At 72.1% G+C, this 15,286-nt stretch carries 13 protein-coding genes and 1 tRNA gene; 3 read left to right on the plus strand and 11 right to left on the minus strand.

What is annotated here, in order from left to right; all coding sequences use genetic code 11:
- Positions 1–22 precede the first annotated feature (22 nt).
- Positions 23–889: an AraC family transcriptional regulator gene (locus ACFYYN_RS20735; protein WP_500547001.1), complete on the plus strand. Its 867-nt coding sequence runs from the start codon at positions 23–25 to the stop codon at positions 887–889.
- 37 nt (positions 890–926) lie between these two features.
- On the opposite strand, the gene ACFYYN_RS20740 is transcribed toward ACFYYN_RS20735, so the two are convergent.
- Positions 927–1,009 (minus strand) — tRNA-Leu (locus ACFYYN_RS20740).
- Positions 1,010–1,325: 316 nt separating this feature from the next.
- Here ACFYYN_RS20740 and ACFYYN_RS20745 point away from each other — a divergent pair.
- Positions 1,326–2,144, plus strand: coding sequence for an ABC transporter ATP-binding protein (locus ACFYYN_RS20745; protein WP_500547002.1), 819 nt, complete (start codon positions 1,326–1,328; stop codon positions 2,142–2,144).
- Positions 2,145–2,189: 45 nt separating this feature from the next.
- Positions 2,190–4,691, plus strand: a complete 2,502-nt coding sequence (locus ACFYYN_RS20750) for an ABC transporter permease (RefSeq protein ID WP_500547003.1) — start codon at positions 2,190–2,192, stop codon at positions 4,689–4,691.
- Between the two features lie 59 nt (positions 4,692–4,750).
- Here ACFYYN_RS20750 and ACFYYN_RS20755 read toward each other — a convergent pair whose 3' ends face one another.
- The 10 genes from ACFYYN_RS20755 to ACFYYN_RS20800 all read right to left on the minus strand — a co-directional run bounded on the left by ACFYYN_RS20755 (position 4,751) and on the right by ACFYYN_RS20800 (position 15,227).
- Positions 4,751–6,076 (minus strand): class I SAM-dependent methyltransferase, encoded by a 1,326-nt coding sequence (locus tag ACFYYN_RS20755; RefSeq protein ID WP_500547004.1) that lies wholly within the window; start codon positions 6,074–6,076, stop codon positions 4,751–4,753.
- A 197-nt stretch (positions 6,077–6,273) separates the two neighbouring features.
- The gene (locus ACFYYN_RS20760; protein WP_500333110.1) at positions 6,274–7,641 is read right to left on the minus strand and encodes an NAD(P)/FAD-dependent oxidoreductase; all 1,368 of its coding nucleotides are present in this window, start codon (positions 7,639–7,641) and stop codon (positions 6,274–6,276) included.
- A 364-nt stretch (positions 7,642–8,005) separates the two neighbouring features.
- Positions 8,006–8,947: a Ppx/GppA phosphatase family protein gene (locus ACFYYN_RS20765; RefSeq protein ID WP_500328668.1), complete on the minus strand. Its 942-nt coding sequence runs from the start codon at positions 8,945–8,947 to the stop codon at positions 8,006–8,008.
- Positions 8,944–9,492, minus strand: coding sequence for a DUF501 domain-containing protein (locus ACFYYN_RS20770; RefSeq protein WP_500547005.1), 549 nt, complete (start codon positions 9,490–9,492; stop codon positions 8,944–8,946). Before ACFYYN_RS20770 ends, ACFYYN_RS20765 begins: the two co-directional genes overlap by 4 nt.
- Positions 9,493–9,522: 30 nt before the next feature.
- Complete coding sequence (locus ACFYYN_RS20775; RefSeq protein ID WP_500547006.1) at positions 9,523–10,026, minus strand: FtsB family cell division protein; 504 nt, start codon at positions 10,024–10,026, stop codon at positions 9,523–9,525.
- 83 nt (positions 10,027–10,109) lie between these two features.
- Positions 10,110–11,390, minus strand: a complete 1,281-nt coding sequence (gene eno, locus ACFYYN_RS20780; protein WP_499516857.1) for a phosphopyruvate hydratase — start codon at positions 11,388–11,390, stop codon at positions 10,110–10,112.
- Positions 11,391–11,572: 182 nt separating this feature from the next.
- Positions 11,573–12,583, minus strand: a complete 1,011-nt coding sequence (locus ACFYYN_RS20785; RefSeq protein ID WP_500547007.1) for a transglycosylase family protein — start codon at positions 12,581–12,583, stop codon at positions 11,573–11,575.
- Positions 12,584–12,700: 117 nt separating this feature from the next.
- Complete coding sequence (locus ACFYYN_RS20790) at positions 12,701–13,966, minus strand: cytochrome P450 family protein (RefSeq protein ID WP_500328672.1); 1,266 nt, start codon at positions 13,964–13,966, stop codon at positions 12,701–12,703.
- Positions 13,959–14,660 (minus strand): endonuclease V, encoded by a 702-nt coding sequence (locus ACFYYN_RS20795; RefSeq protein WP_500547008.1) that lies wholly within the window; start codon positions 14,658–14,660, stop codon positions 13,959–13,961. Before ACFYYN_RS20795 ends, ACFYYN_RS20790 begins: the two co-directional genes overlap by 8 nt.
- A 45-nt stretch (positions 14,661–14,705) precedes the next feature.
- Positions 14,706–15,227 carry a DUF6479 family protein gene (locus tag ACFYYN_RS20800; protein ID WP_500328674.1) on the minus strand — a complete coding sequence of 174 codons (522 nt, stop codon included), beginning with the start codon at positions 15,225–15,227 and terminating at the stop codon, positions 14,706–14,708.
- Positions 15,228–15,286: the final 59 nt, after the last annotated feature.

The following is a 15,286-nucleotide window of genomic DNA, read 5'->3' on the forward strand; positions in this document are numbered from 1 at the left end:
TGGAAGAGGAAGGGGACAGGGAGTGCTGGAACGTCTCAACCAGGCCCTGGAGCAGGTCGAGCGCCATCTCGACGGGCAGGTCGACGTGGCCGAGCTGGCACGTGTCGCGGGCACCTCGGAGTACCACCTGCGCCGGATGTTCTCCGCGCTCGCGGGCATGCCGCTCTCGGAGTACGTACGGCGCCGCCGGCTGACCGTCGCCGGTGCGGAGGTGCTCGCGGGGCCGGCGACGCTGCTGGAGGTCGCGGTGCGCTACGGGTACGGATCGGGCGAGGCCTTCGCCCGGGCGTTCCGCGCCGTGCACGGGGTCGGGCCGGGTGAGGCCCGGCGCACCGGCGCCGCGCTGGTCTCCCAGCCCCGGTTGGCCTTCCGCCTCACCGTCGAAGGGAGCAGCAGCATGCGTTACCGCGTCGTGGACAGGCCGGACTTCAGGGTCGTCGGTCTCAAGGCCCGGGTCCCCCTGGTGCACTCGGGGCCGAACCAGGCGATCGTCGATTTCGTCCGCGGGATCGACCCGCGGCTCGTGGCGCGTCTGGAGGAGCTGTCGGACCAGGAACCGCGGGGGGTCGTCGCGGTCTGCGACGACCTGGACCCGAGCCGCGCCGAAGGCACCTTTCTCGACTACCACCAGGGGGTGATCACGTCGGCGGCCGCGCCCGACGGCACCACGGTCCTCCCCGTGCCTGCGGGCACCTGGGCGGTCTTCACCACCTCAGGGCCGGCGCCGCAGGCCATCCAGGAGCTGTGGCGGGACGTGTTCACCCAGTGGTTCCCCTCCAACCCGTACCGCAGCCGCCCCGGCCCCGAGATCCTGCGCGCCCGTCCGTCCGCGGACGGGACCGAGGCGGAGGCCGAACTGTGGCTCCCGGTGGAACGGGAACAGGGCTGAGAACGTGGCGGTGGTGCCACGCCGGTGAGGAAGTGAGTGCCCGGAACCGGATTCGAACCGGTACGCCCGCAAGGGGCAGCGAGGTTTAAGCTCGCCGTGTCTGCATTCCACCATCCGGGCGTGGCGGTGCGAGAGCGCAGTACGACCCTATCCGGCGGGGCGGGTGGAACAGGGCCCAGGATTCGTCATGTTGTCTGATTTTAAGGCTGACTGACGGTCCATCAGATCTGTCCCGTCCGGAGGAAAGCACAGGCCCGGGGCGGTCCGGGCGGCGGACCGCACCCGCTGCATATGACGCGAAATCGCTTCCACCCGGGGGCGGGATGTCGGGGTCCCCGTCATCCCCAAGTAGGACGCGGGGGTCCGCGCGTACCTCTCGGGACTGCCTGCAGAACCACGATGTGGACGGATCCCGGCGACGTCTCCCGTCGGGACGATGGAGGGGTCCGATCGACTCCCCCCGTCCCGACAGGAGCAGCGTGCCGTGACCACCACCACCGCACACCCCACCGCCACGGCCACGGCCGCCCGCGCCACCGACCTCAGCAAGGTCTACGGGGAGGGCGAGACCCGGGTCGTCGCGCTCGACGCGGTGACGGTCGAGTTCCGAGCCGCCGAGTACACCGCGATCATGGGGCCCTCGGGCTCGGGCAAGTCCACGCTGATGCACTGCATGGCGGGCCTGGACACCGTCTCGTCCGGCTCGGCGCGGATCGGCGACACCGAGCTGTCCTCGCTGAAGGACAAGCAGCTCACCAAGCTCCGCCGGGACAAGATCGGCTTCGTCTTCCAGGCGTTCAACCTGCTGCCGACGCTCACCGCCGCGGAGAACATCACGCTCCCGATGGACATCGCCGGCCGCAGGACCGACAAGCAGTGGCTGGACCGGGTCGTCGAGACGGTCGGACTGTCCGGGCGGCTGTCGCACCGGCCGTCCCAGCTGTCCGGCGGACAGCAGCAGCGGGTCGCCGTCGCCCGGGCACTGGCCAGCCGGCCCGAGATCATCTTCGCCGACGAGCCGACCGGCAACCTCGACTCCCGTTCCGGCGCGGAGATCCTCGGCTTCCTCCGCAACTCCGTGAAGGAGCTCGGCCAGACGGTCGTCATGGTCACCCACGACCCGGTCGCCGCCTCCTACGCCGACCGCGTGGTCTTCCTCGCCGACGGGCGGATCGTCGACGAGCTGCACGGCCCGACCGCGGACACGGTGCTGGAGCGCATGAAGCGCTTCGACGCCAAGGGCCGTACCAGCTGATCCGCGCCGCCGACCACGAGCCACGACCGAGAGACAAGCCCTGACATGTTCCGTACCGCCCTGCGCAATGTGCTGGCGCACAAGGCCAGACTGCTGATGACCGTGCTCGCCGTGATGCTCGGCGTCGCCTTCGTCTCCGGCACCCTGGTGTTCACCGACACCATCGGCAATGCCCTCCGCAAGGCCTCCGCGAGGAGCTACTCCGACGTCTCGGTCGCCGTCACCTACGGGGACGTCGACCATCCGCTCCCCCAGCGGCTGGTGGACGAGATCGGCCGGCTGCCCGGCACCGCGTCCACCACCGCGACCGTCACCGGCTTCACCGCGGTCGCCGGCAAGGACGGCCGGCTGGTCGGCGACGGCTGGTCCACCCGCGGCGGCAACTATGCCGGTGCGGACCGCTATCCGATACGCGAGGGACGCGCCCCGCGGACCTCCTCCGAGATCGCGCTGGACTCCAAGACCGCGGAGCGGACGGGCTACGCCGTCGGCGACACCGTCCGGATGTCCATCGACGGCCCGGTGATGCGGCAGAAGGTGACCGGCGTCTTCTCCACCGACGACGGCAACGTCGCCGCGGGCGGCAGCCTGGTGCTCTTCGACACGGCCACGGCCCAGAAGCTCTTCGGCAAGCCGGGCACGTACGAGGAGATCGACGTCAAGGCGGCGCCGGGCACCGCGCAGGCCACGCTCAGGGCCGAGATCGAAAAGCTGCTGCCGCGCTACGCCAAGGACGCCACCGCGACCACCGGGCAGAAACTGGCCGACGACGAGGCCCGGCAGATCGCCTCCGACCTCAGCACCTTCAACACCACCCTGCTCAGCTTCGCCGGCATCGCGCTCTTCGTCGGCATCTTCATCATCGCCAACACCTTCACCATGCTCGTCGCCCAGCGCACCAAGGAACTCGCGCTGCTGCGCGCGGTCGGCGCCAGCCGCCGACAGGTGACGCGGTCGGTGCTGGTCGAGGCCCTCGTGGTGGGCGTGGCGGCCGGTGCCACCGGGTTCCTGCTGGGCATCGGCATCGCGGCCGTCATGCGGGCGGTGCTCGGCTCGGCGGGCGCGGAACTGCCCGAGGGCGCCCTGTCCGTACAGCCCGGCACGGCCGGGGCTGCGCTCGCCGTCGGTGTGGGCGTCACCATGCTCGCCGCATGGCTGCCGGCCCGCCGGGCCGCCAAGATCCCGCCGGTCGCGGCGATGAGCAGCGTGCACGCCCCGGCCACCGTCAAGGGCCTGCTCCTGCGCAACACCCTCGGCGCGCTGCTGTCGGCGGCCGGTGTGGTCCTGGTGCTGGCCGGCTCGGGGATGAAGGACAACGGCAACATGGTCCTGGGCGGCGGCGCCGGGCTGCTGCTGATCGGCGTCTTCGTCCTCACGCCGCTGCTGTCCCGGCCGGTGGTCGCCGCGGCCGCGCCGCTGCTGCGGCCCTTCGGGGTCACGGGCAAGCTCGCCCGGCAGAACTCGGTGCGCAACCCGCGGCGCACCGCCGCGACCGCGTCGGCCCTGATGATCGGTCTCACCCTGATCACCGCCCTCACGGTGGTGGCCATCTCGGTCAAGACCACCGTGGACGAAATGGCCGCCGCCCACCTGAAGGCCGACTACCAGATCACGATGGCCACCGGCCGGAACCTCTCGCCCGAGGTGGCCGAGCGGGTCGCCGGCATCGACGGCGTCAGCGACTCCAGCGCGGTGCGCGACGCGCACACCGAACTGGGCGGCGAGGACGAGTGGGTCACCGGCGTCGACGCGCCGCAGATCGGGCGGCTGCTCACCCTGGACTTCACCCACGGCTCCCTGGCCTCGGTGCACGGCGACTCCATGGTCGTGGACTCCGACACCGCCGAGCGGCGCGGCTGGCACACCGGGCAGAGCCTGCCGGTGCGCTACGACGACGGCACCAAGGGGCGGTTGACGATCGGCGGCGTCTACGAGGGCGGCGACCTCATCAACGGCGTGATCATGGACAACGCCACGGTCACCCCGCACACCCCCGAAGCAGGGGACATGCGGGTGCTGGTGCGGATGGCCGGCGGTGCCGAAGAGGCCAACCAGGACGCGCTGGTGAAGGCGCTCGGCGAGAACCCGGTGATCAAGGTCCAGGACAAGGCGGCCATCTCCCGCGAGCTCAGTTCCACGATCGACCTGATGCTGAACATCCTCTACGGGCTGCTCGCGATGGCCGTGCTGGTCGCGGTGCTGGGTGTGATCAACACGCTGGCGATGTCGGTCTTCGAGCGCAAGCACGAGATCGGCATGCTGCGCGCGATCGGCCTGGACCGTGCCGCGGTCAAGCGGATGATCCGGCTGGAGTCCCTGGTGATCTCGCTGTTCGGCGCGGTACTGGGCCTCGGGCTCGGGGTGTTCCTCGCCTGGGCCGTCGGCGGGCTGATCAAGCCACAGCTGCCGAGCTACGCGATGACGCTGCCCTGGGACAGGATCGGGGTGTTCCTGGCGATGGCCGCCCTGGTGGGCGTCCTGGCCGCGCTGTGGCCGGCCCGGCGGGCGGCCCGGCTGAACATGCTGGAGGCCATCAAGGCCGAGTAGCGGGACGGCGGGAGGCGCCCGGGGGGCGGAGGCCGCGACGGCCTCCGCCCCCCGGCATGTCAGTCCTGCCGGCCCGGGCCCAGCCAGTCGGCCCGGGTGCGGGGCATCCCGGAGCCGCCGTCCTTGGTCGGGCGGACGGCGAGCACCTGGTTGACGCCGATGCGGTTCTGCTCGAAGGAGAGCGCGGAGGCCGCCATGTACAGCCGCCAGACACGGGCGCGGCCGGCTCCGGCGAGGCGGACGGCCTCCGGCCAGTGCGCCTCCAGGTTGGCGACCCACTGCCGCAGGGTCAGGGCGTAGTGCTCGCGGATCGCCTCCACGTCCCGTACCTCGAGCCCGGCCTCCTCCAGCCGGGAGACGGTGGAGCCGAGCGGAGCCAGCTCTCCGTCGGGGAAGACGTACCGGTCGATGAACTCGTCGACGTGGTAGGCCTCTTCGTCGGCCCAGGGGCGGCGGCCGATCTGGTGGTTGAGCAGCCGCCCGCCGGGCCGCAGCAGCCCGTACAGCACCCCGGCGTACTGCCGGTAGCGCTCGCGGCCCACGTGCTCGGCCATGCCGATCGAGGAGATGGCGTCGTACGGCCCGTCGTCGACCGCCCGGTAGTCCTGCACGCGGATGTCGATCCGGTCGGCGAGGCCGGCGTCGGCGACCCGCTTGCGCGCGGAGGAGGCCTGCTCGGTGGAGAGCGTGACGCCGGTGGCGTGGACGCCGTAGTGCTCGACGGCGTGCATCACCATGGAGCCCCAGCCGCAGCCGACGTCCAGCAGCCGCTGCCCGGGCCGCAGTTCCAGCTTGCGGCAGATGAGGTCGAGCTTGGCCCGCTGGGCGTCCTCCAGGGTCGCGTCGGGCCCCTCCCAGTAGGCGCACGAGTAGACCATGGACGGGCCGAGCACCAGCCCGTAGAAGTCGTTGCCGACGTCGTAGTGATGGCTGATCGCCTGCCGGTCGCGGATCGGGCTGTGCAGCACCCCGGAGCGCCGGCGGACCTCCTCCGGCGGCGGGGGCGGCGGCAGTCCGGGTCCGGCGAGGGCGAGGGCCTCCCGGGCCAGCCGGTAGGTCTCGGGGTCGCGCGCGAGACCGAGCAGACGGCGCGGTGACGCCCCGTCGTCCTCGGTGGGGCGATCCCAGACGAGCCCCGAGAGCCGGTCCAGCGCCTCGTACAGGTCGCCCTCGACGTCGAGTTCACCGGCCACCCAGGCACGGACCAGGCCGAGCTCGCCGGGCTTCCACAGCAGCCGGCGCAACGCCCGGCGGTGCCGCACGACCAGCGTCGGGGCGTCGGGCGGTCCGGTCTCGCTGCCGTCCCACGCGCGGATGCGCAGCGGGAGGGGAACGCCGAGCGCCTGCTCGGCGAGAGCGGTCAGTCGTCCGGCCGCATCGGCCATGGCGGGTACCTCCGTGCCTCCATGAAGACGGGTCCACTGGGCTGGGAAACGGATGCGGGATACACCGACATTCCCGCACTACCGCTTCTTTACCTCTACCCATCTCATGTCCTGTGCCCCGGGGCCAGGGACACGGGCACGGCGAAGGGCGCCCGCCCCACGGATGGCGGACGCCCTTCGGCCGGACCGTTACCTGCTCAGGCCTTGGCCTTGGTGGCCTCGGCGGCGACCGCCGCGGCCGGGACCGGCCTGGCGGCCTCGTAGAACTCCTCGCGCGGGTTCTCGATGGCGCCGAGCGAGACGACCTCGCGCTTGAGGAACATCGCCAGCGTCCAGTCCGCGAGGACCCGGATCTTGCGGTTGAAGGTCGGGACCGCCATGCCGTGGTAGCCACGGTGCATGTACCAGGCCAGGCGGCCCTTGAACTTCAGCTTGAGCTTGCCGAAGCGGATCAGGGCGACACCCTTGTGCAGGCCGAGGCCGGCCACCGCGCCCTTGTTGGCGTGCTTGTACTCCTTCTGCGGGAAGCCCCGCATGCCGGACACCACGTTGTCGCCGAGCACCTTGGCCTGGCGCAGCGCGTGCTGGGCGTTCGGCGGGCACCAGGCGCCGGGGCCGGAGGCCAGGTCGGGGACCTGGGCGTTGTCACCGGCGGACCAGATGTAGTCGGTGCCCTGGACCTGGAGCGTCGGGGCGGTGTCCACGTGGCCGCGCGGGCCGAGCGGGAGGCCGTACCGGGCGAGCGCCGGGTTGGGCTTGACGCCCGCGGTCCACACGATGGTGGAGGCGTCGACCTCCAGGCCGTTGGCGAGCACCACGTGCTTGTCGACGCAGGAGCTCATGGAGGTGCCGAGGTAGACCTCGATGCCACGCTCGCGCAGGTGCTCCAGGCCCCAGGTGCCCAGCTCCGGGCCGACCTCGGGGAGGATCTTGTCGGCGGCGTCGACGAGGATGAAGCGCATGTCCTCGCGCTTGACGTTGGTGTAGTACTTGGCCGCGTCGCGGGCCATGTCCTCGACCTCGCCGATCGTCTCGGCGCCGGCGAAGCCGCCGCCCACGAAGACGAAGGTGAGCGCCTTGCGGCGGACGTCCTCGTCGTTGGTGGAGTCGGCCTTGTCGAGCTGCTCCAGCACGTGGTTGCGCAGGCCGATGGCCTCCTCGACGCCCTTCATGCCGATGCCGTGCTCGGCGAGGCCGGGGATCGGGAAGGTGCGGGAGACGGCGCCGAGCGCGACCACCAGGTAGTCGAAGGGCAGTTCGTAGGTCTCGCCCACGAGCGGCTCGACGACCGCGACCTTGCGGTCCTGGTCGATGGTGGTGACCCGGCCCGTGAGGACCTCCGCCTTGGGGAGCACGCGGCGCAGCGGCACCACGACGTGGCGGGGGGAGATGCTGCCGGCGGCGGCCTCCGGCAGGAACGGCTGGTACGTCATGTACGAGCGCGGGTCGACGACGGTCACCGTCGCTTCCGCGTAACGCATCTTCTTGAGGATGCGCCGCGCCGCGTACAGGCCGACGTACCCTCCGCCTACTACGAGGATCCTGGGACGCTCCGTGGTGCTCATGCTTCGAGTATTCACCACGCCCCAGGGGGTACCTCGTGAGCCCCTTCACAAGGTTTGCGGTGCCCTCTGCTACACTGCGCCGCTTCGTGACCAGGGCCACAGCACCCAGGGGGAACCCGGTGGGTGGCGCGGGCGTTGAGCGCCCCGTCCGACCAGCGGCGATCGGCATCCGGGGGCACCACGCCACCGTCCCGCAACACCCCCGAAACACGGGCGCACCAAGGGTTTTGGAGGGCTCGCGGGGTGCCGGCCCCGGAAAGTTGGGCCGTCCGGCGGGAACTTTCATGTGAAGAAATTCACGAACTTTGTGGGGCGGGCGTGTCACGCCCGCCCCGAAAGCCCGCTCAGTTGGAAAAGGCCCTGCTCAGGCGATGCTCCAGGCGATCCCGTCGAGGATGTCGTGTTCGGAGACCACGACCTCCCGGGCGCCCGTACGCTCCATGATCCGCAGCAGCACCAGGGCACCCGCGCCGATCACGTCGACCCGTCCCGGGTGCATCACCGGGATCGCGGCGCGTTCGGCGTGCGTGGCGGAGAGCAGGCGCGCGCTGATCTCCCGCACCGTCCCGACCGGGACGCGGGAGTGGTGGATGGCGGCCCAGTCGTACTCGGGCAGGTCCAGCGCGATCGCGGCGACCGTGGTGACGGACCCGGCCAGGCCGACGAGGGTGCGGGCCTCGCGCAGCGGGACGGTCCGCTCGGCAAGGTCGAGGGCGGCGTCGATGTCCCGCGTCATGGCGGCGATCTGCCCGGCGGTGGGCGGATCGGTGACCACACCGTCGCGGACCAGGTGGCGCTCGGTCATCCGCACGCAGCCGACGTCGACCGAACGCGCGGCCGTGACGTGGCGGTCGCCGACGACGAACTCGGTGGAGCCGCCGCCGATGTCCACGACCAGGAAGGGCCGTTCCAGGTCCGTACGTCCGGTCAGTTCCTTGGTGGCGCCGGTGAAGGAGAACTCCGCCTCCTGGTCGCCGGTGATCACCTCGGGCTCCACGCCGAGGATGTCCACCACGCCGCGCACGAAGTCGTCCCGGTTGGAGGCGTCACGGGAGGCGGAGGTGGCCACGAACCGGACCTTGCGCGCCCCCAGTTCCTCGATCACGCCCGCGTACTCGCGGCAGGCCGCGAAGGTGCGCTCCAGGGCCTCGGGGGCGAGCCGGCCGGTGCGGTCCACGTCCTGGCCGAGCCGGACGATGGTCATCCGGCGGTCCAGGTCCTTGATCTCACCGGTCGCGGGGTCCGCGTCCGCGACGAGCAGGCGGATGGAGTTGGTACCGCAGTCGATGGCGGCCACCCGGGTCACCGGTCCTCGCCCTCCTCCTGCCCGGCGGTGCCGCACGGGCTCACGCACGGGCCCTTGCGCCACCACTCGGGCAGCATCGCGATCGTCTCGTCGCCCAGCGGGTTCACCCCGGGGCCGGCCGCGAGGGAGTGGCCCACCAGGACGTGCAGGCACTTCACCCGGTCCGGCATGCCGCCGGCGCTGGGGAAGCCCTGCAGGACCTCGAGGGCGTCCCGGCGGGCGATGTAGTCCTCGTGCGCGGCGCGGTAGGCGGCGGCCAGCTCCTCGTCCTGCGCGAGGCGGGCCGTCATCTCCTTCATGACGCCCTCGGCCTCGAGGGTGCCGATCGCCGAGGCGGCGCGCGGGCAGGTCAGGTAGTACAGCGTCGGGAACGGCGTCCCGTCCTCCAGGCGCGGCGCCGTCTCCACCACGTCGGGGTTGCCGCAGGGGCAGCGGTGCGCGATGGCCCGCAGGCCGCGCGGCGGGCGGCCGAGCTGCTCCTTGAAGGCGGCGATGTCCGCCTCGGTGGGCGGGGCGTGCTCGGTCTGCGGCGGGGGCTTTTCCATGCCTGGGCGTGTCTCTCTCAGGGGCTTGCGTCAACGATGTGCTGTGGTGGCGGCGGCGTCCGCGTGGTCGACGCCGTCCCACAGGTTCGCGTACCAGGGGCGGCGGGCCGCGCTGTCGCTGCGGCGGGCGCCGGAGTCCTCGGGAGCCGCGGCCCCGGTGGGCTCCACCACCGTATACGCCGTCTCGCCCGGCAGTACGTAGTGCAGCCGGGCCCGGGCCTGCGCCTTGACGTACTCCGGGTCCTGCCAGCGGGCCTTCTCCTCCCGCAGCTCGTCCACCCGCTTGCGCGCCTGCTCGGCCTGCTTGCGCTGGTCGGCGATCTGCGAGCGCTGCGCCACGTACTGGCGCATGGGGTAGGCGAGGGCGACGACCAGGGCGCAGACGACCAGCGCCAGCAGCGCGGCCCGGCCGGTCAGCCGGTTGCGTCCACGGGGCAGCACCGGCCGCGGGCGGCCGGCCGCGCGGTAGACGCGGGCCTGCGCCTGTGCCCCGAGGGCACGGATGCGTGTCGCGGTGGAGAAGCGATCCGGCACGTGCACCTCCGGTGGGGTTCGGGTGGCCCTTGCTGGCGCACGGTGCCGCCCGCCGCGGACGCGGCGGGCGGCACCGGACGGGGTCAGCCCTTGAAGCGGGGGAACGCGGAGCGGCCGGCGTACACCGCGGCGTCGTCGAGGATCTCCTCGATGCGCAGCAGCTGGTTGTACTTGGCGACGCGCTCGCTGCGCGCGGGGGCGCCGGTCTTGATCTGGCCGCAGTTGGTGGCGACGGCGAGGTCGGCGATGGTGACGTCCTCGGTCTCGCCGGAGCGGTGCGACATCATGCACTTGTAGCCGTTGCGCTGGGCCAGCTCGACCGCGTCGAGGGTCTCGGTCAGCGAGCCGATCTGGTTGACCTTGACCAGGAGGGCGTTGGCGGTGTCGCTGTCGATGCCACGCTGCAGACGCTCGGGGTTGGTGACGAACAGGTCGTCGCCGACCAGCTGGACCTTGTCACCGAGCTCCTCGGTGATGGTCTTCCAGCCGTCCCAGTCCTCCTCGTTCAGCGGGTCCTCGATGGAGACCAGCGGGTACGCCGCGACCAGCTCGGCGTAGTACGCGGTCATCTCGGCCGCCGACAGGGACTTGCCCTCGAAGGAGTAGCTGCCGTCCTTGTAGAACTCGGAGGCGGCCACGTCGAGCGCGAGCGCGATGTCCTGGCCGGGCTGGTAGCCGGCCTTCTTGATGGCCTCGACGATCAGGTCGAGGGCGTCGCGGTTGCTCGGCAGGTTCGGCGCGAAGCCGCCCTCGTCGCCGAGGCCGGTGGACAGGCCGCGCTCCTTCAGGACCGCCTTGAGGGTGTGGTAGACCTCGGCGCCCCAGCGCAGGGCCTCGGAGAAGGACTCCGCACCCACGGGCGCGATCATGAACTCCTGGATGTCCACGTTGGAGTCGGCGTGCGAGCCGCCGTTCAGGATGTTCATCATCGGGACCGGCAGCACGTGGGCGTTCGGGCCGCCCAGGTAGCGGAAGAGCGGCAGGTCGGAGGCCTCGGAGGCCGCGTGGGCCACGGCCAGCGAGACACCGAGGATGGCGTTGGCGCCGAGGGAGGACTTGTCCGGGGTGGCGTCCAGGTCGAACATCGCCTGGTCGATCAGCCGCTGCTCGGTCGCGTCGTAGCCGACCAGCTCCGGGCCGATCTGCTCGATGACGGCCAGCACGGCCTTCTCCACGCCCTTGCCCTGGTAACGGCTCTTGTCACCGTCGCGGAGCTCGAGGGCCTCGAACGCACCGGTGGACGCACCGGAGGGGACGGCTGCACGGCCCGTGCTGCCGTCGTCGAGGCCGACCTCGACCTCGACGGTGGGGTTGCCTCGCGAGTCGAGGATTTCCCGGGCTACGACGACGTCGATGGACGGCACGTGGGTCTCCTTCTGGATGTCTCTTCGTTTCGGCATGAGCCTAACCGACCCGAAAAGCCCCGGCCGGGCACGCTCGGGGGATGGACGCGCCCGTGCGCGGAACGGAGGAGAAAGTTCAGCCCGATGTCAGCCGGTGTCCGCCGGGCGGGGGTGGACTCCCGGCCCGGCGGCGCACGGGGGCCTCAGCGGCCGAGGTCCAGGTACGAGCCGGGGCTGATCACGTTCGGGTCGTCGCCGATGACGTCGCGGTTCGCGTCGTACAGGCCGCGCCAGCCGCCGCCGACGTGCTGCTCCACCGCGATCTCGCAGAGCGAGTCGCCCTCCTGCACCAGGTAGCGGCTGCCGGTGGTGGTCTTGGCGCTGGTGCCGCTGTCCCGGCCGGTGTCGGCCTGCTTGGTCTCCGCGCGCGTGTCGGTGGTGAGCGGGACGACGCCCCAGGCGGCCTCCCCCTCCACGAAGTGGGCCGGCAGGCCGGCGGGGTCGCCGCTGCGGGTACCGGTCGAACCCGTGGTGTTCCCGGTGCCGTCGGTGGCGGTGCCGGCCTCCGGCTTGCGGTGCTTGCCGGTGCCCTTGCCCTCGCCCTTGCCCTTGCCCTTGTCGTCGGCGGAGGCGGTCGCGGATGCGTCGGGGCCCTCGGTCGCGTCGGCGTCCGGGGTGGCGGTGGTGTCCTCGTCGGTGCCCGGGGAGGTGGTGCCCGTGCTGTCGTCGCCGGAGGTGGCGCCGTCCCCGTCGGTGTCCTGGTCGCCGGAGCCGGTGGAGTCGCCCGTTCCCTGGCCGTCCTGGTCCTGGCCGCCGTGCAGCAGGTCGTCGAGGGCGTCGGTGAGGCCGGAGGAGTCGGCGCAGCCTGACCAGGCGTCCGGGCCGAGCTCGGCGAGCATCTTCTCGGCCACGGATATCTGCTCGTTGCGGCTGGCGAGGTCCGGGCGCTCGGCGTACTGGGCGCCGCCGTACTGCTCCCAGGTCTCCTCGGTGATCTGCAGGCCGCCGAAGAACCCGTTGCCGGTGTTGGAGCTCCACAGACCGCCGCTCTCACACATGGCGACAGCGTTCCAGGTGCTGTTGGCGTCGGCGGCGCTGGCGCCGCTCGCTGCGAAGAGGGGGAGCGTGAGGCCCGCCCCGGTCGCCGCCACCGCGACCATGGCGGTCGGGGCCTGACGCGGCTTGCGGTGTCGGCCGTTCCCGGACTTCAGCATTGCGGCATCGCCTTTCACATTCGAATACTGCGATGGCGCCCGACGGTAGTGGTCTTGGCCCATGCATCACAAGTCGGTGTCTCACGGATCACGCGAAGATCACGTTCTGACGTCCTGTCAGTCACGTTCCGGTGAGAAGGCGACCGGCAGGGTCCGCAGGCCCCGCATGATCAGGCCGCCGCGCCACCTCAGGTCGGCCGGCTCGGCGGCCAGTCGCAGGTCCGGCAGCCGGGTCAGGAGCGTCGCCAGGGCGGACTGCGCCTCCAGCCGCGCGAGGGGGGCGCCCAGGCAGTAGTGGATGCCGTGGCCGTACCCCAGGTGCTGGTTGTCGCGGCGCGACAGGTCCAGGGTGTCCGGGTCGGCGAAGCGCTCCGGATCGCGGTCGGCGGCCGCCAGGACGACCAGCACCGGATCGCCGGTGGCGACGGACTGCCCGCCGACGGTGAGGGGTTCGGTCGCGAACCGCCAGGTCGCCAGCTCCACCGGCCCGTCGTAGCGCAGCAGTTCCTCGACGGCGGTGGCGAGCGGCTCGCGCTCGCCACGGGCGAGGGAGTCCTGGAGCCGCCGCCGCTGCTCGGGGTGGCGCAGCAGGGTGTAGGTGCCGTTGCCGATGAGGTTGACGGTCGTCTCGAAGCCCGCGAAGAGCAGGATGAAGGCCATCGCGGCGGCCTCGTTCTCGGTGAGGTGCTCACCGTGGTCGCTCGCCCGGATCAGTCCGGAGATCAGGTCGTCGCCGAGCTCCGAGCGCTTGCGGTGGATCAGTTCCAGCAGGTAGGCCCGCATCTTCTTCACCGAGCGGGCCACTCCCCCGCGCGGCCCGCCGCCGTGCCGGATCATCATGCCCGCCCAGTCGCGGAAGTCGTCCTGGTCCTCGGCGGGGACGCCCAGCAGGTCGCAGATGGCGTAGATCGGCAGCGGGAACGCGAACTCATGGATGAGATCCGCCTCGCCCTTGGCGGCGAAACCGTCGATCAGGCGGTCGGTCAGCTCCTGCACCCGCGGCGCGAACTCCGCCACCCGGCGCGGGGTGAAGGCCTTGGAGACCAGCCGCCGCAGCCGGGTGTGGTCGGGCGGATCGATGTTGAGCAGGTGCGTCATCAGGTCGGCGCTGCGCTCGCCCGGGATGCCCACCTTGCCCTTGGCGTGGGCGCGTTCGGAGTGGTGGACGGGGTTCTTGCTGAGCCGTGCGTCGGCGAGCGCCTGCTTGGCGTCCGCGTACCGGGTGACCAGCCAGGCCTCCACCCCGCTGGGCAGGGTCGTGCGGTGCACCGGGGAGTGCTCGCGCAGCCAGGCGTACGCGGGGTACGGATCGGTCGCGAACTGCCAGGTGAACAGCTCGGGGGCGGCCGGGATGCCGGGGTCGGGGGTCACGCTCTCATGCACCCCATGACGTTAGCCGGTCGCGGCTGAGCCGGTCGGCGAGCCTGGTCGTCTCCGGGAGGCGGTAGGAGGGGGCCAGGGCGAGCACATGACGGCAGGCGGTGTCCAGGTCGACGCCGTGGCCGGTCGAGACGTAGACCGGCTTCACCCCGGCCTGGGTCCGCAGCACCCGGCCCACCGTCTCCCCCGCGTCCACCAGCGGTGCGGTCGATCCCCGGGCGTCGCCGAGCGCGGCGGGGTCCCAGGTGCCGACGAAGGGCGTCTTCGCCACCCCCGCCGCCGGCAGGCCGGTGACCACGCCCAGGTGGCAGGCGAGCCCGAAGCGCCGCGGGTGCGCCAGCCCCTGGCCGTCGCAGAGCAGCAGGTCGGGCGTGACGGAGAGCTTCTCCAGCGCGTCGATCAGCACGGGCAGCTCGCGGAAGGCGAAGAGCCCGGGGACGTACGGGAACGTGGCCCGGGCGGTCGCCGTGACCTGCTCGACGGGGGCCAGCGTCGCGGTGTCGAGCACGACGACGGCGGCGGCGACGGCGTCGCCCTCGACACCGTGACCGCCGCCGTAGGCGACGTCCAGTCCGGCCACGTACCGCGGTCGCTGCGGGCCGGGCCCGCGGTGGTCCGCCAGCGGACGGAGCCGGTCCTGCAGGGCCCGGGCCTCCGCCTCGTCGCGCGGCCACGCGTGCCCTACGTCGATGCGCATGGCCGCCAGCCTAGAGCGGCCGCGGCCGGGCCCGGTGGCCGCGGCTCAGTGCTCCTCCTTGCCGCCTTCCTCCTGTCCCGGCCCGGAACGGGTCGGTGCGCCCCTGGGAGCGCCGCCCGGGGACCCGCCCGCGGTGCCCGCGGGACTGCGGGTGCCGCCTTCGGGGCTGCGGGTGCCCGCGGGGCCGCGGGTGGCGCCCTCGGGGCCGGGCACGCCGTGGGAGCCCCAGTTGCCGAAGCCCTTCAGGGAGTGCGGGAGGCGCCGGACGCCGTCCTGCGGCCATTCGTCCGGCTCCCGCCATTCGGTGAGCGTGTGCCGCTCACCGTCCTGGTGGCCGGGGCCGTGGTCGGCCGGGGTCTCCCGGCCGTACTCCTGGCGAGTGTGCCACGCCCCGCCACGGGGCTGCGGTTTCTGCTCGGGGGGCGGTTCCTTGCCCCGGGCCCACATCCCGATCGACACCGCGCCGACGAGGATCCCGACCAGGAAAATGCCCACTACCAGCGGCGCGATGCCGACGATGTAGTCGTGCGGCACGGCCAGCTGGATCTGTTCCAGTGCTCGCATCATATGACCCATTTACCCGCTCTGCCCCAACTCACTCGGGACAGCGGGGATGACCCGGAACG

Source organism: Streptomyces sp. NPDC001902, assembly GCF_042891295.1.
GTDB lineage: Bacteria > Actinomycetota > Actinomycetes > Streptomycetales > Streptomycetaceae > Actinacidiphila.

Excerpts from the sequence above, each read along its gene's own strand:
- ACFYYN_RS20760 (WP_500333110.1), bottom strand. The coding sequence starts at position 7,641 with ATGAGCACCACGGAGCGTCCCAGGATCCTCGTAGTAGGCGGAGGGTAC.
- ACFYYN_RS20795 (WP_500547008.1), bottom strand. The coding sequence starts at position 14,660 with ATGCGCATCGACGTAGGGCACGCGTGGCCGCGCGACGAGGCGGAGGCC.
- ACFYYN_RS20800 (WP_500328674.1), bottom strand. The coding sequence starts at position 15,227 with ATGATGCGAGCACTGGAACAGATCCAGCTGGCCGTGCCGCACGACTAC.
- ACFYYN_RS20785 (WP_500547007.1), bottom strand. The coding sequence starts at position 12,583 with ATGCTGAAGTCCGGGAACGGCCGACACCGCAAGCCGCGTCAGGCCCCG.
- ACFYYN_RS20770 (WP_500547005.1), bottom strand. The coding sequence starts at position 9,492 with ATGGAAAAGCCCCCGCCGCAGACCGAGCACGCCCCGCCCACCGAGGCG.
- ACFYYN_RS20750 (WP_500547003.1), top strand. The coding sequence starts at position 2,190 with ATGTTCCGTACCGCCCTGCGCAATGTGCTGGCGCACAAGGCCAGACTG.
- ACFYYN_RS20745 (WP_500547002.1), top strand. The coding sequence starts at position 1,326 with ATGGAGGGGTCCGATCGACTCCCCCCGTCCCGACAGGAGCAGCGTGCC.
- ACFYYN_RS20755 (WP_500547004.1), bottom strand. The coding sequence starts at position 6,076 with ATGGCCGATGCGGCCGGACGACTGACCGCTCTCGCCGAGCAGGCGCTC.